The organism is Rhodospirillales bacterium RIFCSPLOWO2_02_FULL_58_16 (assembly GCA_001830425.1).
Taxonomy (GTDB): Bacteria; Pseudomonadota; Alphaproteobacteria; order Rhodospirillales; family 2-02-FULL-58-16; genus 2-02-FULL-58-16.
Genome location: MIAA01000014.1, coordinates 55,547 through 81,089 on the forward strand (window position 1 = coordinate 55,547; position 25,543 = coordinate 81,089).

At 56.0% G+C, this 25,543-nt stretch carries 28 protein-coding genes; 20 read left to right on the forward strand and 8 right to left on the reverse strand.

Features of this window, described 5'->3' with window-relative positions; genetic code table 11:
- Nucleotides 1-4: 4 nt before the first annotated feature.
- From glyA to A3H92_07700, 17 genes are all read left to right on the forward strand, one after another.
- On the forward strand, nucleotides 5-1,303 hold the full coding sequence (gene glyA, locus A3H92_07620) for a serine hydroxymethyltransferase (GenBank protein ID OHC75906.1): 1,299 nt from the start codon (nucleotides 5-7) through the stop codon (nucleotides 1,301-1,303).
- A 20-nt stretch (nucleotides 1,304-1,323) separates the two neighbouring features.
- Nucleotides 1,324-1,785: a transcriptional regulator NrdR gene (locus tag A3H92_07625; GenBank protein OHC75907.1), complete on the forward strand. Its 462-nt coding sequence runs from the start codon at nucleotides 1,324-1,326 to the stop codon at nucleotides 1,783-1,785.
- Nucleotides 1,786-1,804: 19 nt separating this feature from the next.
- A complete protein-coding gene (locus A3H92_07630) occupies nucleotides 1,805-2,881 on the forward strand; it encodes a riboflavin biosynthesis protein RibD (GenBank protein ID OHC75991.1) in 1,077 nt (358 codons plus the stop codon).
- 345 nt (nucleotides 2,882-3,226) lie between these two features.
- Complete coding sequence (locus A3H92_07635) at nucleotides 3,227-4,873, forward strand: modification methylase PaeR7I (GenBank protein ID OHC75992.1); 1,647 nt, start codon at nucleotides 3,227-3,229, stop codon at nucleotides 4,871-4,873.
- A 7-nt stretch (nucleotides 4,874-4,880) separates the two neighbouring features.
- The gene (locus A3H92_07640; GenBank protein OHC75993.1) at nucleotides 4,881-5,606 is read left to right on the forward strand and encodes a restriction endonuclease; all 726 of its coding nucleotides are present in this window, start codon (nucleotides 4,881-4,883) and stop codon (nucleotides 5,604-5,606) included.
- A 92-nt stretch (nucleotides 5,607-5,698) separates the two neighbouring features.
- Nucleotides 5,699-6,286: a riboflavin synthase subunit alpha gene (locus A3H92_07645; protein ID OHC75908.1), complete on the forward strand. Its 588-nt coding sequence runs from the start codon at nucleotides 5,699-5,701 to the stop codon at nucleotides 6,284-6,286.
- A gap of 3 nt (nucleotides 6,287-6,289) precedes the next feature.
- Nucleotides 6,290-7,414 carry a 3,4-dihydroxy-2-butanone-4-phosphate synthase gene (locus tag A3H92_07650; protein OHC75909.1) on the forward strand — a complete coding sequence of 375 codons (1,125 nt, stop codon included), beginning with the start codon at nucleotides 6,290-6,292 and terminating at the stop codon, nucleotides 7,412-7,414.
- Complete coding sequence (locus A3H92_07655) at nucleotides 7,407-7,865, forward strand: 6,7-dimethyl-8-ribityllumazine synthase (GenBank protein OHC75910.1); 459 nt, start codon at nucleotides 7,407-7,409, stop codon at nucleotides 7,863-7,865. The genes A3H92_07650 and A3H92_07655 overlap by 8 nt, the downstream gene beginning before the upstream one ends.
- Nucleotides 7,862-8,395, forward strand: a complete 534-nt coding sequence (locus tag A3H92_07660; protein ID OHC75911.1) for a transcription antitermination factor NusB — start codon at nucleotides 7,862-7,864, stop codon at nucleotides 8,393-8,395. The genes A3H92_07655 and A3H92_07660 overlap by 4 nt, the downstream gene beginning before the upstream one ends.
- Nucleotides 8,370-9,371 carry a thiamine-phosphate kinase gene (locus tag A3H92_07665; protein ID OHC75912.1) on the forward strand — a complete coding sequence of 334 codons (1,002 nt, stop codon included), beginning with the start codon at nucleotides 8,370-8,372 and terminating at the stop codon, nucleotides 9,369-9,371. The genes A3H92_07660 and A3H92_07665 overlap by 26 nt, the downstream gene beginning before the upstream one ends.
- Before the next feature lie 456 nt (nucleotides 9,372-9,827).
- A complete protein-coding gene (locus tag A3H92_07670) occupies nucleotides 9,828-10,931 on the forward strand; it encodes a cobyrinic acid a,c-diamide synthase (GenBank protein ID OHC75913.1) in 1,104 nt (367 codons plus the stop codon).
- A gap of 12 nt (nucleotides 10,932-10,943) precedes the next feature.
- Nucleotides 10,944-11,651 (forward strand): (p)ppGpp synthetase, encoded by a 708-nt coding sequence (locus A3H92_07675; protein OHC75914.1) that lies wholly within the window; start codon nucleotides 10,944-10,946, stop codon nucleotides 11,649-11,651.
- A 33-nt stretch (nucleotides 11,652-11,684) separates the two neighbouring features.
- On the forward strand, nucleotides 11,685-11,948 hold the full coding sequence (locus tag A3H92_07680) for a DUF1640 domain-containing protein (protein ID OHC75915.1): 264 nt from the start codon (nucleotides 11,685-11,687) through the stop codon (nucleotides 11,946-11,948).
- Between the two features lie 96 nt (nucleotides 11,949-12,044).
- A complete protein-coding gene (locus A3H92_07685) occupies nucleotides 12,045-12,494 on the forward strand; it encodes a hypothetical protein (protein OHC75916.1) in 450 nt (149 codons plus the stop codon).
- An 8-nt stretch (nucleotides 12,495-12,502) separates the two neighbouring features.
- Nucleotides 12,503-13,348: a methyltransferase FkbM gene (locus tag A3H92_07690; GenBank protein OHC75917.1), complete on the forward strand. Its 846-nt coding sequence runs from the start codon at nucleotides 12,503-12,505 to the stop codon at nucleotides 13,346-13,348.
- A gap of 145 nt (nucleotides 13,349-13,493) precedes the next feature.
- Entirely contained in the window at nucleotides 13,494-15,584 is a 2,091-nt protein-coding gene (hppA, locus tag A3H92_07695) for a sodium-translocating pyrophosphatase (GenBank protein ID OHC75918.1), read from the forward strand.
- A 139-nt stretch (nucleotides 15,585-15,723) separates the two neighbouring features.
- Entirely contained in the window at nucleotides 15,724-16,620 is an 897-nt protein-coding gene (locus A3H92_07700; GenBank protein ID OHC75919.1) for a hypothetical protein, read from the forward strand.
- Here the strand turns inward: A3H92_07700 and A3H92_07705 are convergent.
- Complete coding sequence (locus A3H92_07705; GenBank protein ID OHC75920.1) at nucleotides 16,617-17,213, reverse strand: hypothetical protein; 597 nt, start codon at nucleotides 17,211-17,213, stop codon at nucleotides 16,617-16,619. The two genes, A3H92_07700 and A3H92_07705, sit on opposite strands and share 4 nt — an antisense overlap.
- A 216-nt stretch (nucleotides 17,214-17,429) precedes the next feature.
- Between A3H92_07705 and A3H92_07710 the strand changes: the two genes are divergently transcribed.
- Both A3H92_07710 and A3H92_07715 read left to right on the forward strand, forming a co-directional pair.
- Entirely contained in the window at nucleotides 17,430-17,636 is a 207-nt protein-coding gene (locus A3H92_07710) for a hypothetical protein (protein ID OHC75921.1), read from the forward strand.
- Between the two features lie 300 nt (nucleotides 17,637-17,936).
- Nucleotides 17,937-18,758 (forward strand): hypothetical protein, encoded by an 822-nt coding sequence (locus tag A3H92_07715; protein OHC75922.1) that lies wholly within the window; start codon nucleotides 17,937-17,939, stop codon nucleotides 18,756-18,758.
- Between the two features lie 4 nt (nucleotides 18,759-18,762).
- On the opposite strand, the gene A3H92_07720 is transcribed toward A3H92_07715, so the two are convergent.
- From A3H92_07720 to A3H92_07735, 4 genes are read right to left on the reverse strand one after another with little or no spacing between them, the layout of a single operon-like run.
- Nucleotides 18,763-19,509 carry a hypothetical protein gene (locus A3H92_07720; protein ID OHC75923.1) on the reverse strand — a complete coding sequence of 249 codons (747 nt, stop codon included), beginning with the start codon at nucleotides 19,507-19,509 and terminating at the stop codon, nucleotides 18,763-18,765.
- Between the two features lie 17 nt (nucleotides 19,510-19,526).
- Nucleotides 19,527-20,177: a ribulose-phosphate 3-epimerase gene (locus A3H92_07725; GenBank protein OHC75924.1), complete on the reverse strand. Its 651-nt coding sequence runs from the start codon at nucleotides 20,175-20,177 to the stop codon at nucleotides 19,527-19,529.
- 20 nt (nucleotides 20,178-20,197) lie between these two features.
- The gene (locus tag A3H92_07730) at nucleotides 20,198-21,097 is read right to left on the reverse strand and encodes a phosphoribulokinase (protein ID OHC75925.1); all 900 of its coding nucleotides are present in this window, start codon (nucleotides 21,095-21,097) and stop codon (nucleotides 20,198-20,200) included.
- Nucleotides 21,098-21,120: 23 nt separating this feature from the next.
- Nucleotides 21,121-22,497 (reverse strand): ribulose 1,5-bisphosphate carboxylase, encoded by a 1,377-nt coding sequence (locus A3H92_07735; protein OHC75926.1) that lies wholly within the window; start codon nucleotides 22,495-22,497, stop codon nucleotides 21,121-21,123.
- Nucleotides 22,498-22,615: 118 nt separating this feature from the next.
- Between A3H92_07735 and A3H92_07740 the strand changes: the two genes are divergently transcribed.
- Nucleotides 22,616-23,509 carry a transcriptional regulator gene (locus tag A3H92_07740; GenBank protein OHC75927.1) on the forward strand — a complete coding sequence of 298 codons (894 nt, stop codon included), beginning with the start codon at nucleotides 22,616-22,618 and terminating at the stop codon, nucleotides 23,507-23,509.
- Nucleotides 23,510-23,610: 101 nt separating this feature from the next.
- Here the strand turns inward: A3H92_07740 and A3H92_07745 are convergent, their stop codons facing one another.
- The 3 genes from A3H92_07745 to A3H92_07755 all read right to left on the reverse strand — a co-directional run bounded on the left by A3H92_07745 (nucleotide 23,611) and on the right by A3H92_07755 (nucleotide 25,395).
- On the reverse strand, nucleotides 23,611-23,934 hold the full coding sequence (locus tag A3H92_07745) for a growth inhibitor PemK (protein ID OHC75928.1): 324 nt from the start codon (nucleotides 23,932-23,934) through the stop codon (nucleotides 23,611-23,613).
- Nucleotides 23,931-24,158 (reverse strand): homoserine O-succinyltransferase, encoded by a 228-nt coding sequence (locus A3H92_07750; GenBank protein ID OHC75929.1) that lies wholly within the window; start codon nucleotides 24,156-24,158, stop codon nucleotides 23,931-23,933. Before A3H92_07750 ends, A3H92_07745 begins: the two co-directional genes overlap by 4 nt.
- Nucleotides 24,159-24,234: 76 nt before the next feature.
- Complete coding sequence (locus A3H92_07755; protein ID OHC75930.1) at nucleotides 24,235-25,395, reverse strand: hypothetical protein; 1,161 nt, start codon at nucleotides 25,393-25,395, stop codon at nucleotides 24,235-24,237.
- Between the last annotated feature and the right edge of the window lie 148 nt (nucleotides 25,396-25,543).

Consider the following 25,543-nt stretch of genomic DNA (forward strand, 5'->3'; position numbering starts at 1 on the left):
TTTAATGTCCGTAAACTCTACCGAATACAACAGCCGCTTCTTCGGCGAATCCCTGGCGGAAAGGGACCATGACATCTACCGCGCCATCCGTGACGAACTTTCGCGCCAGCAAAATCAAATCGAGTTGATCGCCTCCGAAAACATCGTTTCCCGCGCCGTGCTTGAAGCCATGGGGTCGGTGATGACTAACAAGTACGCCGAAGGTTATCCCGGCCGCCGCTATTACGGAGGCTGCGAGTATGTCGATGTGGCCGAGGCGCTGGCTATTGAGCGGGCCAGGAAACTTTTTAACTGCGAGTTCGCCAACGTCCAGCCTCATTCCGGCGCCCAGGCCAACGGCGCGGTTTATCAGGCGCTGCTGAAACCCGGCGCGACTTTAATGGGCATGTCGCTGGCGGCGGGCGGGCATCTTACCCATGGCGCCGCCCCGGCCCAGTCGGGGAAATGGTTCAACGCCGTGCAATACGGCGTTCGGCGCGAAGACGCCCGCATTGATTTTGATGAAGTCGAACGGCTCGCCATGGAAAACAAGCCGGAGTTGATCGTCGCCGGCGGTTCGGCCTATCCGCGAATCATTGATTTTGAGCGTTTCCGCGCCATCGCCGACAAGGTAGGGGCCTATCTGATGGTCGATATGGCCCACTTCGCCGGACTGGTCGCCGCCGGTGTCCATCCCAGCCCGCTGCCCCACGCCCATATAGTGACCACCACCACTCACAAGACCCTGCGCGGCCCTCGCGGCGGCATGATCCTGTCCAATGATCCCGAGTTAGGAAAAAAGATCAATTCCGCCGTCTTTCCCGGACTCCAGGGAGGGCCGCTGATGCACATCATCGCCGCCAAGGCGGTGGCCTTCGGCGAGGCCCTGCAACCGGAGTTCAAGACCTATGCCGCCAATGTCGTCGACAACGCCAAGGTTCTCGCCGCGACTCTTGTCGAGCGCGGTCTCGATATCGTTTCCGGCGGCACCGACACCCACTTGATGTTGGTCGATCTCAGGCCGATGAAGCTGACCGGAAGGGACGCCGAAGTCAGTCTGGAGCGCGCCCATATGACCTGTAACAAAAACGGCATTCCCTTTGACCCCGAAAAACCGATGGTGACCTCCGGGGTGCGGCTGGGAACGCCGGTGGGGACCACGCGGGGCTTCGGGCCGAAGGAATTTCGTCGGGTCGGCGAACTGATCGGCGATGTGCTGGCCGGTCTTTGCCGTAATCACGATGACAACGGCGCCGCCGAGGGCAAGGCGCGCGCCGAGGTTGCCGAATTATGCAACAGATTTCCGGTTTATTCAGGTTTATAACTAGGGGGAGGGGATAATTCATGCGCTGTCCGTTTTGCGGTCATGGAGATACGCAGGTCAAGGATTCACGTCCGACCGAGGAAAACGCAACCATTCGCCGGCGGCGTTTTTGTCCCTCGTGCGGATCGCGGTTTACCACTTTCGAGCGGGTTCAGCTTCGTGAACTGTCGGTGGTCAAGAAAGACGGCGCCAAAGCGCCGTTCGACCGCGACAAAGTGTTGCGTTCGCTCAAAATCGCCTTGCGCAAGAGGCCGGTTGAAGACGACCAGATCGAGCGCATCGTCAACGGCATCCAAAGACGTCTGGAAACTCTCGGCGAGAGCGAAATTCCCACCAAGGTCATCGGCGAGATGATTATGGAAAACCTCGCCAATATGGATCAGGTGGCCTATGTGCGCTTTGCTTCGGTCTACCGTAACTTCCACGAGGCCAAGGACTTCAAGGACTTCGTCGGAACGCTGGATGGCTACGAAAAAGACTGAGAACAGCGACGCCGACAACATGCGCGCCGCTTTGGCGCTGGCGCGTCGGGGCTTGGGAAACGCATGGCCCAACCCGGCGGTCGGTTGCGTGCTGGTGCGCGAGGACTTGCAGGGAATGGTGGTCGGGCGGGGCTGGACCCGACCGGGAGGCCGTCCTCACGCCGAGGCCGAGGCGCTCCGCCGCGCCGGCGACAAGGCCCGTGGCGCCGCCGCCTACGTCAGTCTGGAGCCGTGCGATCATCATGGGCAAACCCCTCCCTGTTCCCAGGCACTGATCGACGCCGGCATTGTCCGCGCCGTAATCGCCATAGAAGACCCCGATCCGCGAGTCTCGGGAAAGGGAATCGCCCGCCTGCGGGCCGCCGGCGTCAAGGTTGTAGAAGGCGTATTGGAAGACGAGGCGCGGCAAGCCAACCTGGGATTTATCCTTAAGATAACAAAGCAACGCCCGCTGTTCGCCCTCAAACTGGCGACCGACGGCGTTGGGCGCATTCCGGCGCCGGGCGACGCGGAAAAAGGGATCACCGGGTCTCTCGCCCGTCAACGGGGACACCTGCTGCGCGCTTGCCATGACGGGGTTCTGTTCGGCGTCGGCACCGTGCTGGATGACGATCCTGAATACACTTGCCGTTTGCCGGGGATGAGTGAACACTCGCCTGTCCGGGTGCTTTTGGACCCGCAATTACGTCTGCCGGTTAATGCCAAGCTGTTGCAAACGCTGGATAAAGCTCCGTTATGGGTGATCGTCGGGACAAAACCGGCGATCAACCGCGACATCTATCCCGACTCGAAAAATCTGGAATTTATCGTCGCCGGGGAGGTGGATGAGAATGACCGTCCGACGCCGCGCTGGGTGGCAGGCGAACTTGCCCGTCGCGGCTTGACCCGGATACTGATCGAGGCAGGCCCCAAGGTGACGGCGGCGTTTTTGCGCGATGATCTGGTTGACCGGATTTTTTGGTTCAAGACGAAGCAGCCGCTGAAAGACGCCGGCGTCGCCGCCTTCGACGCCTTGACCGCCGCCCGGCAATTCGTCAAAACAGCGGTCCACGATCTGGGCGACGATATTCTCGAAATCTATCAGCGGACGGGTTAGTAGAGCGGGTTGCGACCGGATGGACAGCGGAAAATCGGCTCGGCCCAGGGCCGATAAGTCCGCTTTTGCCGATTCTCCTTGCTCCTCAGTCATTTTGATGGCACAGAATTTCATGAGTTTAATGAGTCCTGACCATGGGCTATAGTGTCTCTGCTCAGAGTTGCAATGAGGTCCAGGGAACGGCAATGCCCCCGCCATCGCGAATCGAACGGCTGTACAATCAAAAGAAGATGAAGATGACGGGCCGGCAAAACGCACGTCAAACTGATTATGGCTGAAACCGTTCGTGTTTATCGGCAGATATCTCTGCCCGGACTCTGCCCTGTCGAGACGGCTGTACAAGCATTGTCCGAAGGCGGCGCTGAGAAACGGGGAGCGATCTCTACTCGGCGTGAAGTGGTTGACTTCATTCTCGATTTGATCGGCTACACGGCTGACCGTCCTCTTTATGAGAAAAAGCTGCTCGAACCATCATTCGGCAATGGTGATTTTCTCTTGGCGGCAATCGAAAGGCTAATTGCGGCATACCAATACGGAAGAAAACAGAAACCACTTGAAGTCGCCTCCCTCATGTCGTGCATATGCAGCGTGGAACTTCATCGCGACACATTTATCGCAACGGGCAATCGCATTGATGCATTACTCGATACAAGCGGATTCAAGAAAAATGACCGTCGCGCTCTTCTTGACGCATGGCTCACGCATGGAGATTTTCTCCTTACGTCCTTACCCGGCGATTTTGACTATGTAGCAGGCAACCCTCCATACATTAGACAAGAACTCATCCCCGATGCCTTGATGGCTGAGTACCGGCGCCGTTTCCGGACAATATATGACCGCGCCGATATCTATGTGCCATTCATCGAAAAATCGCTTTCGCTGCTTCGCGAAAGAGGTACGCTGGGGTTTATTTGTGCTGATCGCTGGATGAAGAATCGTTATGGGGGGCCATTGCGACGCCTCGTGGCAGAGAAATATCACCTTAAATTCTTTATCGACATGGTGGATACGCCGGCCTTCCACTCTGACGTGATTGCTTATCCGGCGATCACAATAATTGCAAACGAACCGCCGGGACCGACGCGACTGGCCCATCGCCCGGAAATTAATGAAAAGGCGCTTTCCTCGCTTGCCGAGACGATGTTAAACGGCAGTGGAACGCTGAACGGGACAGTGGAGGTAATAGAGCAGGTCAGCGCCGGGAAAGAACCTTGGATACTCGAATCTTTCGACCGACTTGCCGTCGTGCGACGGCTTGAACGTGAGTTTCCAACGCTGAAAGAAGCCGGGTGTAAAGTCGGAATTGGCGTCGCCACGGGCGCCGACCAAGTGTTCATCGCGCCCTTTGACGCCCTTGATGTAGAGTCTGATCGCAAGCTGCCGCTGGTTATGACGCGGGATATTCTATCCGGCGCGGTACAGTGGCGAGGTTTCGGTGTGATAAATCCGTTTAATGACGAGGGTGGCCTCGTCGCCCTGGATAAGTATCCGAGGCTCTACGCTTATCTCAAAGAGCATGACGAAAAGATCAAGAAGCGCCACGTTTCACAGAAAAACCCGAACAATTGGTATAGAACCATTGACCGCATTTATCCGGCATTGGCGAGACGACCAAAATTGTTGATCCCTGACATTAAGGGTGAAGCGCATGTCGTCTATGAAGACGGACACTTCTACCCTCACCATAACCTGTACTTCATCACATCCGACGAATGGGACTTACGGGCGTTACAAGCGGTATTGCTGTCGGGCATTGCCAAGTTGTTTGTGGCCATATACTCGACCAAAATGCGTGGTGGCTACCTGCGCTTCCAGGCGCAGCATCTCCGGCGCATCCGTGTGCCGCTCTGGCAGAACGTTCCCGGCGACTTAAAGTTCGATCTGGCCGCCGCAGCCGGAAGCGGCGATATCGCAAGCTGCAACGAAGCTACGTTCAGGCTATACCGCATGAGCAAAGCCGAGCGCACCATTCTTGCCGGCAATGGAAGTTGAATCGCCGATGGCGCTTGACCTTGCAAATTACGAAGCTAAAGCGCGAAACGCCGTAAGATTATTCTGGGGCAAACGAGAAGCCGCCCGGCAGAAGCAGCTCAAATCAGGCAAGGCTGATCAGGGCGAACGATCCGGTGTCACCGGCGGCAAGAATATGAACGGCTTCCCGGATTTGGTTGTCGATCTGGTTAAAGCAAACGGATTGGCGGACGCAGCTATTCTACAAGATGGTCGGGTGCTGACGTTGCCGGGATATTTCCGGCCCACAAAACTTTGGGATTTGCTGATCCTTCGGAAGGGCTGCTTGATTGCGGCGTTGGAATTCAAGTCCCAGGTCGGACCATCATTCGGCAACAACTTCAACAACCGCGCCGAGGAAGCCATAGGCACAGCAGTTGATCTTTGGACTGCCTACCGTGAAGGCGCCTTCGGCGAGCAACCTCGCCCGTTTATCGGCTGGTTGATGCTGCTGGAGGATGCTCCTGCTTCTTGTTCGCCGGTGCGGGATAGGTCACCGCATTTCCCCGTATTTCCCGACTTCCATAACGCCTCCTATGCAGAACGTTATAATGCCCTCTGCAAGAAGCTCGTTCAAGAGCAGATGTACACTGCGGCGTGCATTCTTACCTCGCCGCGAAATACGGGCAATTACTCGGAAATGAGCGATATGACCGGCCTGAAGACTTTTGTAACGGCATTTGCCGGACACATTGCGGTCGAAGCTGCGCGGTAGCCTCATAATTAAAGCAAGGAAATTCCCAAATGGACAACGAACTACAGTTTGACTTGTCGAATTTAGCTCCAGGTGTTGATTAGGTAAAAACCATGTTCACAGGAATCATCACCGATATCGGTCAAGTCCGATCCGTCCTGCGCGGCGGCGACGCCCGCATCGAAATAGCAACCTCCTATGACGCCGGGACAATCGCCGTCGGCGCCTCCATCTGTTGTTCGGGGGCCTGCATGACGGTGATCGACAAGGGCAGGGGCTGGTTCGCCGTCTCCGCCTCGGAAGAAACCCTGTCCTGCACCACCATGGGCGGCTGGGCGCAAGGTAGTAGAATTAATCTTGAACGATCCCTGAAAGTGGGAGACGAATTAGGCGGCCATATCGTTTCCGGGCATGTTGACGGCGTTGCCCGCCTTGAAAGCGTAACGCCGCAAGGGGATTCGTTGCGTCTCGTTTTTCAGGCTCCGGAAACCTTGAAATTATTCATCGCCGCCAAAGGGTCAGTCGCCGTTGACGGCGTATCGCTGACCATAAATGAAGTTGACGGGAGAAACTTCGGCGTCAACATTATCCCCCACACTCGCGAACACACTACGCTCGGCCGTTTGGCGGCGGGCGACAAGGTGAACCTGGAAATCGACATGCTGGCGCGTTATGTTGCGCGTCTTCTTGATAGGAAATAACCGGTGCCTCACAGCAAGAATCTGTCCTCGATCGAGGAAATCATCAACGACGCCCGCAACGGACGCATGTTCATCCTCATTGACGACGAGGACCGGGAAAACGAAGGCGATCTGGTGGTCCCCGCTCAGATGGCGACGCCTGACGCCGTCAACTTCATGGCCAAATACGGGCGCGGCCTGATCTGTCTGGCGCTTACGTCAAGGCGGGTGGAAGAACTGGAACTGCCGCTGATGGCGCGGAAAAACGCCTCGCGCCACGACACCGCCTTCACCGTCTCGATTGAGGCGCGTGAGGGAGTAAGCACAGGCATATCGGCATCGGACAGGGCGCGGACCATCGCCGTCGCCATTGACCCGACAATCGACAAAGGCGATATCGTCAGCCCCGGTCACGTCTTTCCGCTGGCGGCGCGGGAAGGCGGCGTTCTGGTTCGCGCCGGCCATACCGAAGCGGCGGTGGATATTGCCCGTCTGGCCGGGCTGAACCCATCGGGCGTGATTTGCGAGATCATGAACGACGACGGCGCCATGTCGCGGACGCCGGAGCTGATCGAGTTCGCCAAAACCCACGGCATCAGGATCGCCACCATCTCCGATCTTATCGCCTACCGCCTGCGCCATGACCGGATTGTCGAGCGCGTCATGGAAACGACTTTCGACAGCCTTTACGGCGGCGAGTTCCAGATGTTCGTCTACATTAACCGCATCGCCTATGCCGAGCATGTCGCCCTGGTGAAAGGCGACATCTCATCGTGCGGGGGGCCGGTTCCGGTGCGGATGCATTCCCTTAACGTGCTTGAAGACGTTCTCGGCGACAAAAGCGCGGGCAGGGAGGAAGAGCTTCATCAGGCGATGCGGATGATCGGCGATTTAGGGCGCGGCATAGCGGTTCTTATCCGCGAACCGTACCGCTCCGGTCTTTCCGACCGCGTGCGCTCGAAACTTGATGACGGGGGAAAACGACCGGAACAATTGCGTGATTACGGCGTCGGCGCCCAGATTCTGCTTGATCTCGGCATCAGCGAAATGATCTTGCTATCCAATACCAAGCACACCATCATCGGCCTTGAAGGATACGGCCTGACCGTGACCGAGCAACGTCCCATAAAAGGCCCGCTGAATGTCTGAAAAGCCGCGAGTCCTCATCATTGAGGCAAGATTTTACGAGGACATCGCCGATGAATTGGCGAAGGGCGCCGCAGCCGTTCTGGATGAAGCCGGAATAGCCTATGAGCGCCACGCCGTTCCCGGCGTTTTCGAGACTCCGGCGGCGGTCCATTTCGCCATCCGTTCGATGGAGATGGGAGCGGTGAAATATTCCGGCGTCATCGTCCTCGGCTGTGTCATTCGCGGCGAGACCGATCACTACGAATACATCAGCAGCAGCGCCGTTCAGGCGTTGATGAACCTGACCGTCTCCTACAGCATCGCGCTGGGGTTCGGCGTGCTTACCTGCGAAAACTACGAACAGGCCCGGGAACGCGCCGCCGTTGACCGCAAAAACATCGGCGCCAGGGCCGCTATGACATGTCTCAGGATGATGGACCTCAAAAAAGATTTTCATCTGGTGATTCGATGAACGCCGAAACCGGGACAGCAACCAAAAAACGCAAGGCGGGACCGCGCCGTCGCACCGCCCGCCTGTCCGCCGTGCAAGCCCTCTATGAGATGGAGGTAAGCGGCGCGGCGGTCGATTCGGTGCTTGAGGAGTTCCTCAAAAACCGCTGGAAAGAAGCGGAGAGGGAGGGAGGCGCCGAAAACGCCTTGGCCAAACCAAGTCCGGCGCTGCTTTCCGAGCTTGTTCACAGCGTGGCGGAACGCGGGCCGGAACTGGACGAGGCGATCAAGCCCGCTCTTTCCGGGGATTTATGCATTGAGCGGATAGAACCTCTGCTGAAGGTAATCATGAGGGCCGCCGTCCACGAGCTGATGAACCCATGTCATGATGTCTCGGCCGCCGTCATCATCAGCGAGTATGTTGACATCACTCACGCCTTTTTTTCCGGTAATGAAATAAATCTGGTCAACGGCGTGCTCGGCAATCTGGCCCGCCGGTTGCGTCCCGGAGAAAAGGAAGCTAAAAGTGGGGAGAAGCAGGAAAAGCTCTGAATTCGGGATTATCTCCCGTTTCTTCGCCCCCCTGGCCGAGGGCGAGCCGGGAGCTTTCGGGCTTACCGACGACGCCGCGCTGATCCCCGCCGGACCGGGTCGTCTGGTCATCACCACCGACGCCATAGTCGCCGGTATCCATTTCCCGGAAGCGACGGCGGCGGATTTGATCGCCGCCAAGATGCTGGGGGTGAATCTCTCCGATATGGCGGCCATGGGCGCAACGCCGGAGGTCTATACGCTTTCGTTGGCCCTGTCCGAAGACGTTGACGACGATTGGCTGGAGTTGTTTTCGTCCTCCCTGGCGGCGGAACAGGAGATTTACCGGATAACCTTGATCGGCGGCGACACGGTGGCGACGACCGGGCCGCTTACCTTCGCCGTAAGCATGGTGGGCAGGGTGGAGGAGGGGAGAGAATTGCGGCGTTCGGGCGCTCGTCCCGGCGACATTATTTATGTTTCGGGAGCAATCGGCGACGCCGCCCTCGGCCTGAAAGTAATTAACGGCGAACTTCCGTGGTTGGCCGACGGCTTTGGCGAAGACCTGGCGGATCGCTACTACAGACCGCAGCCGCGAGTGGAATTGGGACGGCGGCTTGCCGGACTCGCTCATGCCGCCATCGACGTTTCGGACGGGTTGGCGGCTGACCTCAGACATGTATGCGCGGCGTCGGGCGTTGCCGCTACTTTAGCGGCGCATAAAGTCCCTTTATCGCCGGCGGGCCGGGCGGCGGTTGAACACGCCCCGGAATTGATTTCAAGCGTCCTCGGCGGGGGAGACGATTACGAACTCCTCTTTACCGCTCCCCCCGAAGCCGCCGATGCGCTTGCTCGTTTGTCGCGGGACCTGAACCTGCCCCTGACCGCCGTTGGAAGCATTGCCGGAATGACCGGGGAAACGCACGGAGTCACAATCATTGATAAAAACGGCGATGAAATCAAACTGACCGCCGACGGCTACCTGCATTTTGCGTGAAAGGCGGAACTTGGCGATGGGCGCGGTGCGCCACAGATAACCAAAAAGTTACTGCTATATTTGACAGGGGAGGGAGCGGAAAAGGCTTATCCCGTTGTCCCAGGTGACGAGGATGAACTTAGCAAAGCCGTTGGCGCAGATGGACGCCATAGTCAAAACTCTTCCCAACTCATCCTCAATCACGGTATTCCGCACCCCAAACAGAGCAAAAATGGCCCAGAATTACCAAGGCTCTCACCATCGTTCGGGTATGCCGGGCCGAACCTGGGACAACGAGATAAGCCTTGAGCGGAACCTCAGGTAGTGTAGGAAATGATGAGAAAAATATTCTTATTAATTTCCGTGTGCGGCTGGATGATGTAGCTACAATGCAGCAAACATAGTAGTATCAGTTCTTATATCTTGGAAATGTGTATTGCATGTCTCGGTAGGTCTGGCTACTCCATTAGGTGAACAATGAAAACCATATCAATATTTAACAATAAGGGCGGTGTTGGTAAAACAACGCTGACTTTTCACTTGGCACATGCTTTAGCTGAAATGAAGCACAAAACGCTTGTCGTCGATTTAGATCCCCAATGTAACCTAACTATTCTCGGTATGGATGAAGAAGAACTTCATGAAATATGGTCTGTTGAGGATTCATTTATTGATGATTTCCAAGGGGCAAGAGAAAAATGTACGCCCGTTGATTTTGATAAGATAATTTCTGAACCTAGATCGGTTCACTTCCTTTTAAAGCCAGCTGAGGATGGTGCTGCAGAAATAGGAAAGTTGCCACCACCATATAAATTAGCAACTAATTTGGACCTTATCCCAGGTCGTCTCACCATGCATTTATATGAAGATAAGATTGCTGGTCGTTGGAGCGACGTATATCAGGGAGACCCCCTCGCGATCCGTACTGTTACCAAACCACGAGAACTTGCCGAGTCTTATGCCAAACAGCATGGGTATGAATATATTATTATGGATACATCGCCAAGCCTAGGCACTTTGAACAAGGTAATTATTTCTACAGCAGACGGCTTTCTCATTCCATGTATGCCCGACATGTTTTCTCTATATGGGGTTCAGAACATTGGGAATGCATTAAGTGTCTGGAAAAAACAATTTGATACAATTTACCATTTACTTTCCTCTGAGAAACGTAAATCCTTTCCGGCCAATTATGTGAGACTTCTTGGTTTTACTATTTATAATGCTAAAAAATATTCTGGTAAAGAAAAGCCGTGGAATCTCGCAACAGCGCATTACAATTACGCAAAAAAGATTCCTGATGCGATCAATCAATTTATACCATCAGGTGTTAGGGATAGGTTGGAAGAAAAAGCGTTATCGTCCCCTGTAGGCGAAACCGCAATTATGCACACTCACAATACCCTCCCCAGTATGGCACAACGCTATCATTTGCCAATGTGGAAAGTCCCATCATGTGATAGTTTGGATAATACCGATGTCTCCACGATAAAAGGAAACAGAGGTATTTATGAGGATACAAAAAGTAAATACGCCGTGTTTGCGACGGCTCTTTTAACGCGCCTCAAAACTTTAGAATAGGGCGTATGCCCAATGAAACAGGAAGATTCGAAAGCGATTAGTGCCGTTGCTGCTTTTATTGAGAAGAGGCACGAATTCCAGATTTTCATGGATGGCATCAGCCAGTGGTTTTTAACTCATCCAAAACTACGACATCCAGATTTTCCCTTTGTTCATTCGGTTAAGGCGCGTCTCAAAAACAATGAACACTTAAAGGAAAAAATTATCCGCAAATCTAAGGAGAATATCGAAATTACCAAGGATAATATTTTCGATGAGATTACGGATTTAGCTGGTGTACGGGTTCTTCACTTATATCAAGATCAATTTCGAACAATCCATGAAGAATTTCTCGTTAAGGTAAATAAACTGCATGACTGGTATCTACCTGAACATCCAAAGGCGTACACTTGGGATCCAGAGTCGATACAATTTTTTGAGAACCAAAATATAAAGGTTGAGATTAAGGAAAGTTTCTACACGAGCGTTCATTACCTCGTGAAACCGAGAGAAGATTCGCTCATATGCTGTGAAATTCAGGTGCGTACATTGTTTGAAGAAATTTGGGGCGAAATTGATCATGTCCTGAACTACCCTCGACAATCACTCAACTTATCATGCCGTGAACAGCTGTTGGTTTTGGCAAAACTTGTGGGTGCGGGAAGCCGCCTTGCTGATTCTATTTTCAGAAGCTCTACGGAAAACAACAATTCAAAACATTGGGGCGACCCCGCCTCTTGACGCCGGGAGTCAACCGGCGTTACCCTCTCCTTCATGACGGCAATCACCTTTGATACCCTGAAGTTCGTGGAGCGGCTGAAGGCGGCGGGCATTCCCGAAGCTCACGCTAAAGCCGAGGCTGAGGCGCTAATCGAGGCCCTGTCCGAGTCGGCGACTAATTCTCTGGCCACCAAACGGGATGTCAGCCGCATCGAAGTAAAGCTTGTGGAACACGACGGCGAGTTCAAACTCATCAAGTGGATGCTGGGCATCCTCATGGCGGGCGTGATGTCGCTGATCATTAAGTCCTTTTTCTAGAATATCCGTCATAGATTCGGAATCTTTGCAGACGATGCTTGATCATCGGCCCATTCAACCGTGATAATGAGCGGGTAGCGGACACATGGGAATCCGATGAAAAGCCTCGTCATTGCCTTTGCCATCCTGATGATGATCGCCGGCGGTACGGTAAGCGTACTGAAATGGCTTAAAATCGGCCCGTTCGCAGTCCAGGAGGAAGTGGTCGAGCAGGCGCCTCCCGAGCCGCCGGTTTTTATCGATATCGACCCGCTGACCATTCCCGTTTTTCAGGGAGACAAGGTAGCGGTCACTTTCCAGGTGCAAATCAAGCTTGAAACCGTGGGCGCCGCCAATGACGCCGTCATCCGCAGGCAGATTCCCCGCATCAGCGACGCTTTTTTGCGTGAACTTTATTCTTTTATCCCGGTCCACCTCAAAAAAAATGAGCAGCTCGATTTCGAGGCCATCAGGCAGCGCCTGCTGAGAGTCAGCGACAAGGTGGCGGGGAAAGGAGTAATCACCAACGTCCTCATTCAATCGGCAACCGCCACCCCCGGCCGCTGATATGCTCCATGAACCGTAAACGTTTTTCGCTCGTAAAAACCATCGGATTCAAAAGCTGTCTGGATGTCGTTGACATCGGGGCCAATCCCATAGACGGCGAGGCTCCTTACAAGCGGCTTCTTGATTCGGGACATGCGCTGGTCGTCGGCTTTGAGCCGAATCCTGACGCCATGAAGATACTGAACGAAAAGAAGGGCCGGAACGAAACCTATCTGCCTTATGCCGTATTTGACGGAAACGTACATCAGTTCCGTGTTTGCCAATCGCCCGGAATGTCGTCGTTGCTGGAGCCTGACCGGGATATTCTCCGGTATTTCCACGGATTTCCCGATTGGGGGACCGTAAATGAACGTCGTGAAATTAAAACCGTGCGCCTTGACGACATCAAAGAAATAAAGAGCATTGATTACCTGAAAATTGATATTCAAGGCGGAGAACTGGAGGTTTTCAGGAACGGCGTCGGGCAATTGGCGAATTGTCTGGTTATCCATGCCGAGGTCGAATTCCTTCCCATGTACGAAAACCAGCCGCTTTTCTCGGAGGTTGAGATATTCCTTCGCGGACAAGGATTTCTATTCCACCGCTTCGCGCCGTTGGCAAGTCGGGCGGTTCAACCGATGCTCGTAGATAACGATATCCATAAGGGATTGGGCCAAATATTCTGGGCGGACGCTGTTTTTATCCGTGATTTCACCAAGCTGGACGCGCTAAGTCCGTTACGGCTCAAAAAAATGGCGCTAATTCTCCATGATATCTACGGCTCCTGCGATCTGGCGCTTCGCTGCCTCATGGCTTGCGACGGCAAGATGCAAAACGGACTTGCGGAAAAATATATGAAAGCTTTGTCCGATTAATCCTGATGCGTTTAACATATATTGCTTTATCATAACGGTTCTGGCATTTTCCCCGCTGCTTTTAGCGGCAATATGAGGATATTTTGCCGTCTTTCCCGGTCGCCGATTCTCGGCGAAATACCCCAAAAGTAAAAGGTTTATAGACATGTCGATTTTGTTTTTAGTTATTGGCTGTAGCTTGTTGGCGCTTCTCTACGGCGCTTATGCGACTAATTCCGTATTATCGGCGCCGGCCGGCAATGATCGTATGCAGCAGATTTCCGCCGCCATCCAGGAAGGCGCGCGCGCCTACCTTAACCGTCAGTACAGCACCATCGCCATGGTCGGCGTCGGCGTCGGCATTCTTCTCGGCCTCACCCTCGGAGTAACGGCGGCCGGCGGCTTCTTCATCGGCGCCGTTCTTTCGGGAGCCACCGGATATATCGGCATGAACGTCTCCGTCCGCGCCAATGTCCGCACCGCCGAAGCGTCCCGCATCGTCGGCCTCGCCGGAGGGCTGGAGATCGCCTTCAAATCGGGCGCCATCACCGGCATGCTGGTCGTCGGCCTGGCCCTGTTCGGGGTGGCCGGATACTACGCGATCCTGCTCAATATCTTTGACAGCGACACGCCGGAAGGCCTGCGCCACATTCTTGAAGCCTTGCTGGCTCTCGGCTTCGGCGGCTCCCTGATTTCAATCTTTGCCCGTCTCGGCGGCGGCATCTTCACCAAGGGCGCCGACGTCGGCACCGATCTGGTCGGCAAGATCGAAGCCGGAATTCCTGAAGACGACCCCCGCAATCCCGGCGTCATCGCCGACAACGTCGGCGACAACGTCGGCGACTGCGCCGGCATGGCCGCCGACTTGTTCGAGACCTACGCGGTGACGATTGTCGCCACCATGCTGCTCGGCGCCATTTTCTTTACCGGCGACGCCCAAAAGACTCTGATGATGCTGCCGCTGCTTATCGGCGGCGTGTGCATCATCGGCTCGGTGATCGCCACCTTTTTCGTCAAGCTCGGGCCTTCCAACAACATCATGGGGGCGCTGTACAAGGGCTTTATCGCCAGCGCCGTGATCTCGGCCATCCTGATTACCGGCGTGGTCGCCTCATTCCTCGGCTACCACACGACATTCAAAGCCGATGGAATATCCTTCACCGGCATCGACCTGCTGATCTGCGCCTTTACCGGGCTGGTCGTGACCGGCCTGATCGTCTGGATCACCGAATACTACACCGGCACCCATCACCGCCCGGTGCAGAGCCTGGCCGCCGCCTCAAGGACCGGCGACGCCACCAACATCATCCAGGGATTGGCTATCTCCATGGAATCGACGGCGCTGCCGGTGCTGGTGATCAGCGGCGGCATTATAATTTCCCATCTTACCGCCGGCCTTTACGGCATTTCCATCGCCGCCACCACCATGCTGGCCCTGGCCGGCATAGTCGTTGCGCTTGACGCCTTCGGGCCGGTGACCGACAACGCCGGCGGCATCGCCGAGATGGCGAACCTGCCGGAAGAGGTGCGCAAAGTAACCGACGCCCTGGACGCAGTCGGCAACACCACCAAAGCGGTCACCAAGGGCTACGCCATCGGTTCCGCCGGCCTTGCCGCCCTGGTCCTGTTCGCCGCCTATACCGAGGACCTGAAGCACTATTTCCCGAATCTGGAAGTGACCTTCAAACTTCAAGACCCGTTCGTCGTCGTCGGTCTTTTCATCGGCGGCATGTTGCCCTTCCTGTTCGGCTCCATGGGTATGATGGCCGTGGGCCGCGCCGGCGGGGAACTGGTGGTTGAAATCCGTCGCCAGTTCAAGGAAATACCGGGCATCATGGAAGGCACAGGAAAGCCCGAATACGGGACTTGCGTCGATATGCTGACCAGGACGGCGATCAGGGAGATGATCGTTCCCTCCCTGCTGCCGGTTCTGGCCCCCGTGGCGATGTACTTCGTGGTCAACCTCATCGCCGGTCAGGCGGCGGCTTTTTCGGCCTTGGGCGCGATGCTTCTCGGAACCATCGTCACCGGCCTGTTCGTCGCCATCTCGATGACGTCCGGCGGCGGCGCCTGGGATAACGCCAAGAAATACATCGAAGACGGCAACTACGGCGGCAAAGGCTCCGCCGCCCACAAGGCGGCAGTTACCGGCGACACCGTCGGCGACCCTTACAAGGACACCGCCGGTCCCGCCATCAACCCGATGATCAAGATCATCAACATCGTCGCCATTCTGCTGCTGGCCATCCTCGCCTGAGCATGACTTGCCGAACGGCTGAAAACCCCGGAAGACAGGTTCTTCCGGGGTTTTTTATACACAGTCAATTCAATTCCTGTTGAGCGCCGGGCCGAAATAGAACAAACTTGACGGGTCAAGCCGAACCCGCACGGGAAACATGAGAAAGATGCAGGCCCAGGCCGCGATATCAATGAGGCGTTTTGTCGCCGTCGTGGCGGTTGCTTCGGCGTTTATCCACGTTGCCTCCGGCGCACGGGCCGGCTCGGCGCCGGAAAGAAGCTCAATCGTCAGTTCCATACACAAGCTCTTATCCGACCGGGGCGGCGAAGAGGCCGTAAGGCTGAACAGGGAAACCGCCAGATCATACTATCTGGAGGGATTGAATCAGCGCAAAGGAACGGACGGCTCCGTCCTGTGCATCAATGACGGCAAGGATTTGCTGGTCCCGGAAACCTCCGTTCCCGTTACTTCGTACAAGGGCATTCCCATTCTGGGCAGCCCGTACCCGGCAAGCGCCCCCCGCAAGGAGGCGGCCAACATCAACGACGCCTACCTGAAGGAGACCATAAAGGCCTTGAAGGTCATCGAAACCCATACCCCGAAAATATTTGAAGACATATCGGCGGTCTTCAAAAATTCCGGCGGATACATAACTTTTCAGAATTTTTGCACCAGTGACGGCCTGACCCTGGCGAGATTCAACGCCCTGTCCGACGGCAAGAACAAGTTCTTCACGGTAATGCTGTCGTCGTCGCTGATTTTTTTTCCGGAATTTTTCAATGAATTCGATATCGCCTCGGCGCTGGTCCATGAGGCCTATGGCCATGCCTGGGAATACTACGAAACAGGATCGACCAACGAGGACAAGGCGTTCACCGCCCAGATGAGGTTCGCCGAATTGGTCGGCGACGACAAATTTCTGGACACCCGCCACACTTCCGAGAACCTGAAGTACAAGATCAAAATGTCTTTGACCACATCCGGCAATTATGTGAACAAGCCCGACAAGTCCCTCAACCAATCAAGAAACTACTCGGGCAACGGCGCTCGCTAATGGGCAACGGCGCCGCTTTCAACGGCCATGCCGTCTTTATCGACGACCCGAAGATCAAGGTTCCAGCCGGCTTTTGACGTTACCTCCACCAGCAGATGGCAAAAGGCGTGAAACAGCTTTTCATCGAGAAAAAGATGAAACGATTTTCCGTTCTGCAAATTAAACACCAGCCCCAGCCTGCCGTCCTTATGCATGCCGCCGGATACTCCGATAATAAGATTGATCGTCGCATCGTCGTGCGCGACTTCGGCGGCGGGGCTGTTTTCACGCGGCGGCGAAGGGGTTTGCCGGGCGGGGCCGGGGGCATCGGCAGGGGGAGCCGCCGTTTTCAGCAATTCCTCCTTGAATGATTCGGTCGAGAACGCGCTCTTTTCCAGAGCATCCTGATGGCGCATGGAGAGAACGGCTTTCCTGATCTGGCCGTCCAGGTGTTTTCTTATGTCGGGGAAATTTTCGAGGTTTACGACCAGCGGCTTCCATATAATCCGGACAAAACGACGGGTCATCCAGAAACGATGTTTTCCCTGCGCGGTGAAAACGATCAACAGCACCCGATCATCGATCTGCGAATAAACCATCGAGATCTTCTGCATGGCGATCTGCTGTTGTTTCGGGTGTAACTGTGTCAAGGCGATCCCTTTACGTTGCCGGTCCCAAGCTTCTCCTGCGCCGCGTCTCCATAGTATCAAAACATCATAAAAGGTCAAAAAAGCTTATGCCGCGAAAGACATTATCGACTTGTTCGGCAACCGTAAACGACCTACGATCTTTTCTACCTTCTTGATGATGCCGATGTAGTGGAGGCGCGGATGAAATGGCTGCTGGTAATCGTCCTTGCTTCATCGGCGGGAGATATCGGGCACGAGCCGGTCTTGTTCAAAACCCGATCCGAGTGCGTTGCCGCCGCCGAGGCGTTTGTAGGGAAATATCCCGCTTTTGAATTGCGTGATAATCAAACGGTGGAAGCCCCCGTTATTCGCTCGTATGTAGAATGCGTCCCTGAAACTTCCGACTAGATCGCATCAGGATTGATTGGAATCGCCGCTGTGGGCCACGCCTAACCGTCTTTGCGAGGATTGCAAGAAGCGAAGCGACGAAGCAAGACGAAGCAATCCAGAGAGCATCCACCACCACTGGATTGCTTCCCGCGTCGCTGATGCTCGCGGTCGCAATGACGCCGATATGCACCGCAGGTGATCCTGATCAATCCTGACGCGCTCTAAGTTCCGTGTATGAGAAGCAGGATTTTACCTGCTATGCTATTGTCAGGTTGTTCGGCATTTTGTCATCAATTGATGCAATGGAGTGCGACCGCGATGGGGACGTTGGTTGATGACAAGGACGGGCTTCCGGCTGCGGAAGTCGGAGAATGGGCCAAACAAAAGCACGATTACCTGTGCCGCTACCTGAACATCTCTCGTTATACCCGCACCATGTTCCTCAAAGGCCATTCAAAGTCGGCGACGTTCATCGACTTGTTCTGTGGCCCCGGCAGGGCCATGGTAAAAGAGACCGGCGAGTGGATCGACGGTAGCGCCGTCGCCGCCTGGAAGGTCAGCCAGAAAGGTAGTGCGCCGTTTTCGGATATCTACGTCGCCGACATCGACGATGAACGGCGTGCGGCCACGGTCGAGCGTCTTAAGCGGCTCAAGGCACCTGTACGGGAACTCAAGGGATCAGCCGTCGATGCCGCAGCCGAAGTGGCGGGAACCATCAATCCTTATGGCCTACATTTCGCCTTCATTGATCCATTCAGCCTGGGTGCTCTGGATTTCAAGATCATCCAATCGCTCGCGCTCTTGAAACGCATCGACATGCTGATCCATGTGAACGCCATGGACCTTCAGCGAAACTGGAAAATTAATCTTGGGCCGGACGGGTCAGCCTTTGACATCTTTGCACCGGGATGGCGCAAGAAGGTTGACCTTGCCCGCCCGCCAAAAGAAATCCGTCGCCAGTTGATTGAATATTGGAGGGACTTGGTCGCCGACCTCGGCAAACGTCCATCAACCCGTATGAAACTGATTACGGGAAGCAACGAACAGCGCCTGTATTGGCTACTGCTCGCGGCAGAAAACGATCTGGCGCACAAGTTCTGGAATGTCGCCACAGACAACGGCCAGGGATCGTTGTTCTAACCGGTCAACAAGCGGAGTGAGTCTCCGGATAGGCGTTCCACGTCCGTCCCTTGAATACCCGGCCATTCGCCTTTTTGTGTCGCTTGACGCCATCGACTCCCCAGCCGCCCCACTGCTTGAAAAAGAAGGCGACGCCGGCCTTGTCGGCTTGGCGCTTGACGTTTTCGACCCAAGCTTCCTCCATCGGTCGGGCCTTGTGGCCGGATTCTCCGCCGACGATCACCCAATGCATGCCGGCAAGATCGAAATAGCCGAGGTCTTCCAACTGCGGCTCGATTGAAAGAAATCTGACCTTTGCATCGACCCGGCGCAAATGATTGATGCGCGGTAGCCCATAGGCGCGGTCTTCCACCGATACGCCCAACCAGACGTTCGGCGGACAACGGCGATCAGCAAAATACTCAGGTAGCCGCTCCGCTCGCTTGGTCAGAATCTGGTAGGTGTGCTGGGGGGTCTGGCCGATCACCGCGAACACTTCATCCAGAAACGCATCCGGGATATCGCAGTGGAACAGGTCGCTCATCGAATTAACGAAATAGACTGTCGGCTTGCGGCGCGCCAATGGCTGAGCTATGCGCTTAGGGTGCAGCGCGAGATTAAAACCGTTTTCATAACCGGCGGCCCCCATGACATGAAGACGGCGCGCCATTGTTTCAGCGTAGCAGTGTTTACAACCGGGAGAAATCTTCGTGCAGCCGGTCGTCGGGTTCCACGTCTGTTCCGTCCATTCGATCTTCGAGTTCGCGCTCACATGCTTTCTCCGCCCGGCTACTTCAGCGCGTTGCGCAGTTCGCCGATGGTCGCCTTGTAGTCGTCGCCGCGAAAGACGGCGCTGCCGGCGACCACCGCGTCGGCGCCGGCGTCAACCACCGACTTGATGTTCTTGGCGTTGATGCCGCCGTCAACCATCAAATCAATGTTGCGCCGCCCGATCATCGAGCGGATACGTTGGATTTTCGCTAATTGGGACTCGATGAAACTCTGGCCGCCGAAGCCGGGGTTGACCGACATCACCAGGATCAGGTCCAGCCTGTCGATGACGTACTCGATCACTGATTCCGGCGTCGAGGGGTTGAGGGATACTCCCGCCTTCTTGCCGATCGATTTGATCAACTGGAGGCTGCGGTCTAAATGCACGTCGGCCTCGGCGTGGACGGTGATGATGTCGGCGCCGGCGTCGGCATAGCTCTGAATGAACGGCTGGGCCGGGTTGATCATCAAATGGACATCGAAAACCTTGTCGGTGCAATGCCTTATGCACTTGATCACCGGCGGGCCGAAGGTCAGGTTGGGAACGAAATGGCCGTCCATGACGTCGATGTGGATATAGTCGCACCCGGCAGCATCGACGGCGCGCACTTCCTCGCCCAGCCGGGAAAAATCCGATGACAGAATGGAAGGGGCGATCTTGACGTGCATAGGTTCCTCCGGGATGGAATTTAAGCCTTGAGCCTTTTGCTCTCTTTCAGCAAAAGGCGGAGAATGGGGGTCAGGATCAACTCCATGGCCAGGCCCATCTTGCCGGCGGGAACGACGATGGAGTTGCGGCGCGACATCCAGGAATTATGCAGCATGCGCAGCAGGTAGGGGAAGTCCACCTCGAACTTCTCGGGATCGCTGAAGCGGATCACCACCAGACTCTCGTCGGCGGTGGGGATGTCGCGGGCGATGATCGGGTCGGAAGTATCGACCACAGGCACCCGCTGGAAGTTGATGTCGCTGTGCTTGAACTGGGGCATGATGTAGTGAACGTAGTCGTGCATGCGCCTCAGTATCGTTTCCATCACCGCTTCTTCCGAGTAGCCGCGCTGGCTGGTGTCGCGGTGGATTTTCTGTATCCATTCCAGATTGATTACCGGCACCACGCCGATCTTCAGGTCCACATAGCGGGATATGTCGATATTTTCGTTCTTCACCGTTATGCAGCCGTGCAGACCCTCGTAGAACAGCAGGTCGGTGCCCGCCGCGAACTCCTCCCACGGGGTGAACTGACCGGAACCGAGACCGAGGGCGGCGTAAGGCTCGGCCTCCTCGGCGTTGTGCAGGTACAGGCGGCGCTTGCCTTTCCCGGTCTCGCCGTAGGTTTTGAACAGGGTTTCAAGTTCCTTGAACAGGTTGGCCTCGGGGCCGAAGTGGCTGAAATTGGGGTTACCCTTGCCCGCCGCCTCCGCCACCGCCTGTTTCATGGCGACCCGGTCATAGCGGTGGAAGCTGTCGCCCTCGATCACCACCGGAGTCAGGCCCTCGCGGCGGAACATATGCTCGAAGGCCACCTTGACCGTGCTGGTGCCGGCGCCCGACGAGCCGGTAACGGCGATGACGGGATGCTTGATCGACAAATCGGCTCCCTCCCTGAATCACTTTAACCGATGTTGAACGCCTTGCGCCAGCCGGGATAGAACTTGTCGGCGTCGGCGGGAAAACTTGTGAAGGCGCGGGCCAGTTCCTTGTGATCCCCGGCGTAATCAATCAGGTTCACGCCCGCCTTCCACGCCTCATGGCTTTGGCGCAGCGAAAGGGCGCCGGCGACCGCTCCGTCGATATGGCCGAAAGCGCCGCCGCCGGAGGTCTGGATAACGTTGGAATGACCAAGATTAGTGAAAAAACCGGGAAGGCGCAGCGCGTTCATGCCGCCGGAAATGATCGGCGTCGTCGCCTTCATGCCTCCCCATTCCTGACGATAGAAGGGACCGTCAGCAGCGTCCCGCTCCAGCATGTAGGCGATCTTTTTGTCGGACGGATCGCCTTCCATCTTGCCGAAGCCCATGGTGCCGGTGTGGATGCCGGACGCCCCCAGCAGGCGCGACATCTTGCAGTGGACAAAGGCGGTGTAGCCGCGCCTGGACTGAGGCGAGGTGACGGCGCCGTGGCCGGCCCGGTGATAATGCAGGAACTGTCCGGGGAAGTTGCGCCGGCAGGTGGTCACCGCCGTCGATCCGGCGACATAGCCGTCAACCAGAAAGGCCACATGCGAGGCGTTGTCGCCGAAGGTCTTGAGAATGTACTCGCCCCGGGCGATCATCTCCGCCGGGTCGTCGGCGGTGATATTGGCGGAAAACAGCTTGGCGGCGCCGGTTTCCTGTTGCGCCCGCTCCATGGCGTCGGCGACCAGGGCGATGGTCTCCTTGAGGGGCGCAAACACCTGATTGCCCTGGGGTTCGTCGTTCTTGATGAAGTCGCCGCCCAGCCAGAACTGGTGACAGGCGTCGGCAAAAGGCCGGGGCCGAAGGCCGAGCTTGGGCTTGATGATGGTGCCGGCGATCATGCCGCCGTCCTTGAGGGGACGGCCCAGCACCCGCCACATGTCCTCGATGTTCATCGCCGGGCCGTCGAACAGGGCCAAATAATCAGGCGGAAAGTAAAAATCATGCATCTTGGCGTATTCGATGTCGCTCATGCCCTGGTTGTTGCCGATGGTCAGCGTCAGAAACGACGCCATCATCGCCCGGCCGTCGATGATGTTGAGATCGAACAAAGCGACGGGGTAGGCGATCTTCATGATCTCCTCGGCCTCGTTGATCTCATAGACCAGGGCATCGACGCCTCTGGTGAAGTCGTCGGTGGTGCAGACCTCGACGTTGGTGCCTGTGGAGGACTCCGCCGAAAAATGAGCCGCCGCCGCAAGATAGCCGTGTCCGGCCTTGGGCTTCATGATGTAGGCGCAAAGAACATGCTTGCCGCCCGCAATCAGCTCCGCCTCCTTAAGGCTCAGGTCCGCGTAGCGTTCCGATTGGTCCATCCCGATAAACTCCCCGACTGACGAAAAAATAAGACTGGAAGCATAGAGGCGTTACATATATAAGATAATTAACGATTATTGATTGTTTGCATAACTAATGCTTATGGTGTTGCCGCCAATGAATATCACCCTGCGCCAACTCAAGATATTCGCCGCCGTCGCCAAAAACAACAGTTTCACCCGCGCCGCCGAGGAGCTTAACTTGACCCAGCCGGCGGTCTCCATGCAGGTAAAACAGCTTGAAGACCAAGCCGGGATACCCCTGTTTGAACAGGTCGGCAAGAAAATTTTTCTCACCGAGGCGGGAGAGGAAGTCCTCCATTACAGCCGCGCCGTCGCCGGTCAACTGGACGAGATGGCGTCAACGCTGAACAGCCTCAAGGGACTGGCCGGCGGTCGGCTGCGCATCGCTATCGTCGCCACCGCCAACTATTTCGCGCCCCGGCTGCTCGGCGCTTTCGGCAAGCTGTTTCCCGGCATCGGCATCAGCCTGGACGTTCACAACCGTCAATCCCTGCTCGACAGACTCAAGGATAACGACGTGGATATGGCGATCATGGGGCGGGCGCCCGCCGATCTGGAGCTGGAGGCGGAAAGCTTTATGGAAAACCCCCTGGTGATTATCGCCCCGCCTGACCATCGGTTAGCCGGCGAGGCCGACATTCCCCTGAAACGGCTGGAGGAAGAAGTGTTCCTGGCGCGTGAGAGCGGTTCGGGAACCCGCAAGGCGATGGAGGAGTTTTTTGACCAGCACGGGATAACCATCGCCAACGGCATGGAGGTAAGCAGCGTCGAGGCCATCAAGCAATGCGTTCAGGCCGGTCTGGGGCTGGGCCTGATGTCCCGCGACGCGATACGGATGGAGTTGACGCTGGGCAGTCTGGTGGTTCTTGACGTAAGCCGCTTTCCGATCATGCGTCACTGGTTCCTGGTTCACCGCAAGAGCAAGCGGCTGTCGGCGCCGGCGGAGGCCTTCAAGCGCTTCGTGCTTGCGAATACTACCCCCTCCTGACCTCCCCCTTGAAGCAAGGGGGAGGAATTTTTTCCCCCTCCTTACCAAGGAGGGGGCAGAGGGAGGTTGCCGCACGGGCGTTGAAAGCCCCCAATGTTTTCCTACGCCAACCCGAGAAAGACCATGATCGCACGGTCCATCCGCACCACGTCCGCGTCGTCGAGGCATCCGATCCGCTCACCCAGCCGTTCCCTGGAAACCGTCGTGAGCTTATCGACCATCAACCGCGACGCGGAGCGCAGGCCATTGCTTTCGCTCGGCGTAACCGATATGCGAAACAAGGGAGCATCCGTATCATCTGTGGTGAATACGCAGATCGTGACGGAAGCGGTGACGTCAAACCGATTGTCCTGAACAATGACGGCGGGACGGGGCTTGCCGGCATAGCCGGAACCTGAAACCGTCCATATCTCTCCACGGTTCATGCCTTGTCGTGGTCCGTGACGGCGTCAATGAAGGCTTGATCCTTGCGCTCACATGCGCTTTTCGCCACGGCGAGAGACTGACGATGGGCTTCCTTGGCGAAATTCGCCGTGCGGGTGTCAGGAACCCAAATCTGAACAGGCCTCAATCCGCGAGCGCGCATGCGTTCGCGATAGTTACACACCTTCTTACGCGAACTTTGTTTCCGGTCTGACGTTGCCGCCATCCGCCCGCCTCCTCAAAAAGGTTACATGTAACCTATCGGAATAAAGGCCCGAATGCAAGGCTTTCGCAAGGAGAGATTATTTCAGTTCCACGGACCAGCAGTCGAAACCGTGGCGTTTCAGGCTGCCGCACATCAGTTGGGCAGACTTGAAGCGGTCGAATTCACCGACAATGACTCTGATGAACTTGGTTTGTCCGCCCTTGGGGAAGTACTCCTGGTAGAGCGGATTGAAGCCGCCCAGTTGATCGGGTGATCGGTTGACAAATTCTCCCCACGCCGACTTGGCGCCGTTGCGGGAGCTGAAAGCCCCCAACTGGACGCCGTACATGGCCTGCCCGGAGCCTTCTTTTCCCCATGTTCCGGTTTCGGTCTTGAATTTTTCCGCCTGCAAACTAACGCGCCGCAGCAATTCTTTTTTATCTACGGCGACCGTGGGCGCCGCCTTGGGAGGGGGCATGTTTCTCATCGCGGCCGGCGACGCCTTGATTTTTTCCGCCGGAACGGCCTGCTTGGCTTCCTTCAGCGGAGTCTTCTTTTCCGCCGCCGCCGTTTGCCGTTCGGCCTTGTTGACGGCGACAGGCTCGTCCGGCGTCTCTTGTGTTTTTTCTTCGGGAGCGGGTTCAGGGAAGGAGGCGGCGTCACCCTTGAAAGAAACCAGCTCCTTGATTTTCTTGTTAAAAAGGCCGCCGCTGATGCGAAGGACGGTATGATGGACTTTCGGCGAGTAATAGAAGGTTTCAAAGCTGCCTTTAGTGGCGCAATGGGTTTCAAAAGTATCAAACGTTCCCGCCCGCACATATACATCGACCTCCGAGACTACCTCGCATTCGATGTCGTTCTTGGCGATATCGTCGATTCCCGCAGTCCTTTCCGAAACGGAAAATCTGATGCGCTTGCCCACCATCAGGGGAAAGAACTCGGCGGCGGCCTTGGAGAACTGCCGTTCGATTTTCAGCGCCCCGGAATGGGCGGAATAATCATTCGGCTTAAGGAAAGGATTGGAAGTTGATGTCCAGGCGGCGCCCTCGCCGTCGGTCCATGACACCTTTTCGGGGGAGGCGCTGACCACCGCTTCGGTAAGACTATGTCCGTCTTCATCGAAAACGTAGGTGTCGCCGTCGCTGTAAACCGGCGAAGGCACCGGCACGATGGGGCTTTTCTCTTTCCAGTAGGCGAAGTCGCCGGCTTTATCGCAGGCGGCAAGGCTTGCCGCCGATACAATCACCGCCGCCATCATTATCCGTTTTAAGGCGATTCTCTCTCTCATTTTATTTTTGTAGCATTTTCGGATAAGCCGCAGTGAAAAAAATATGGGCGTTTTTCCCAATGTTATCCACAGGTTATCACCAACAGGGAGGTATTATTCCATACCCCCTCCTGACCTC

Excerpts from the sequence above, each read along its gene's own strand:
- glyA (OHC75906.1), top strand. The coding sequence starts at position 5 with ATGTCCGTAAACTCTACCGAATACAACAGCCGCTTCTTCGGCGAATCC.
- A3H92_07625 (OHC75907.1), top strand. The coding sequence starts at position 1,324 with ATGCGCTGTCCGTTTTGCGGTCATGGAGATACGCAGGTCAAGGATTCA.
- A3H92_07630 (OHC75991.1), top strand. The coding sequence starts at position 1,805 with ATGCGCGCCGCTTTGGCGCTGGCGCGTCGGGGCTTGGGAAACGCATGG.
- A3H92_07640 (OHC75993.1), top strand. The coding sequence starts at position 4,881 with ATGGCGCTTGACCTTGCAAATTACGAAGCTAAAGCGCGAAACGCCGTA.
- A3H92_07645 (OHC75908.1), top strand. The coding sequence starts at position 5,699 with ATGTTCACAGGAATCATCACCGATATCGGTCAAGTCCGATCCGTCCTG.
- A3H92_07655 (OHC75910.1), top strand. The coding sequence starts at position 7,407 with ATGTCTGAAAAGCCGCGAGTCCTCATCATTGAGGCAAGATTTTACGAG.
- A3H92_07660 (OHC75911.1), top strand. The coding sequence starts at position 7,862 with ATGAACGCCGAAACCGGGACAGCAACCAAAAAACGCAAGGCGGGACCG.
- A3H92_07670 (OHC75913.1), top strand. The coding sequence starts at position 9,828 with ATGAAAACCATATCAATATTTAACAATAAGGGCGGTGTTGGTAAAACA.
- A3H92_07675 (OHC75914.1), top strand. The coding sequence starts at position 10,944 with ATGAAACAGGAAGATTCGAAAGCGATTAGTGCCGTTGCTGCTTTTATT.
- A3H92_07680 (OHC75915.1), top strand. The coding sequence starts at position 11,685 with ATGACGGCAATCACCTTTGATACCCTGAAGTTCGTGGAGCGGCTGAAG.
- A3H92_07685 (OHC75916.1), top strand. The coding sequence starts at position 12,045 with ATGAAAAGCCTCGTCATTGCCTTTGCCATCCTGATGATGATCGCCGGC.
- A3H92_07690 (OHC75917.1), top strand. The coding sequence starts at position 12,503 with ATGAACCGTAAACGTTTTTCGCTCGTAAAAACCATCGGATTCAAAAGC.
- hppA (OHC75918.1), top strand. The coding sequence starts at position 13,494 with ATGTCGATTTTGTTTTTAGTTATTGGCTGTAGCTTGTTGGCGCTTCTC.
- A3H92_07700 (OHC75919.1), top strand. The coding sequence starts at position 15,724 with ATGAGAAAGATGCAGGCCCAGGCCGCGATATCAATGAGGCGTTTTGTC.
- A3H92_07705 (OHC75920.1), bottom strand. The coding sequence starts at position 17,213 with ATGCAGAAGATCTCGATGGTTTATTCGCAGATCGATGATCGGGTGCTG.
- A3H92_07710 (OHC75921.1), top strand. The coding sequence starts at position 17,430 with ATGAAATGGCTGCTGGTAATCGTCCTTGCTTCATCGGCGGGAGATATC.
- A3H92_07715 (OHC75922.1), top strand. The coding sequence starts at position 17,937 with ATGGGGACGTTGGTTGATGACAAGGACGGGCTTCCGGCTGCGGAAGTC.
- A3H92_07725 (OHC75924.1), bottom strand. The coding sequence starts at position 20,177 with ATGCACGTCAAGATCGCCCCTTCCATTCTGTCATCGGATTTTTCCCGG.
- A3H92_07735 (OHC75926.1), bottom strand. The coding sequence starts at position 22,497 with ATGGACCAATCGGAACGCTACGCGGACCTGAGCCTTAAGGAGGCGGAG.
- A3H92_07740 (OHC75927.1), top strand. The coding sequence starts at position 22,616 with ATGAATATCACCCTGCGCCAACTCAAGATATTCGCCGCCGTCGCCAAA.
- A3H92_07745 (OHC75928.1), bottom strand. The coding sequence starts at position 23,934 with ATGAACCGTGGAGAGATATGGACGGTTTCAGGTTCCGGCTATGCCGGC.
- A3H92_07750 (OHC75929.1), bottom strand. The coding sequence starts at position 24,158 with ATGGCGGCAACGTCAGACCGGAAACAAAGTTCGCGTAAGAAGGTGTGT.
- A3H92_07755 (OHC75930.1), bottom strand. The coding sequence starts at position 25,395 with ATGATGGCGGCGGTGATTGTATCGGCGGCAAGCCTTGCCGCCTGCGAT.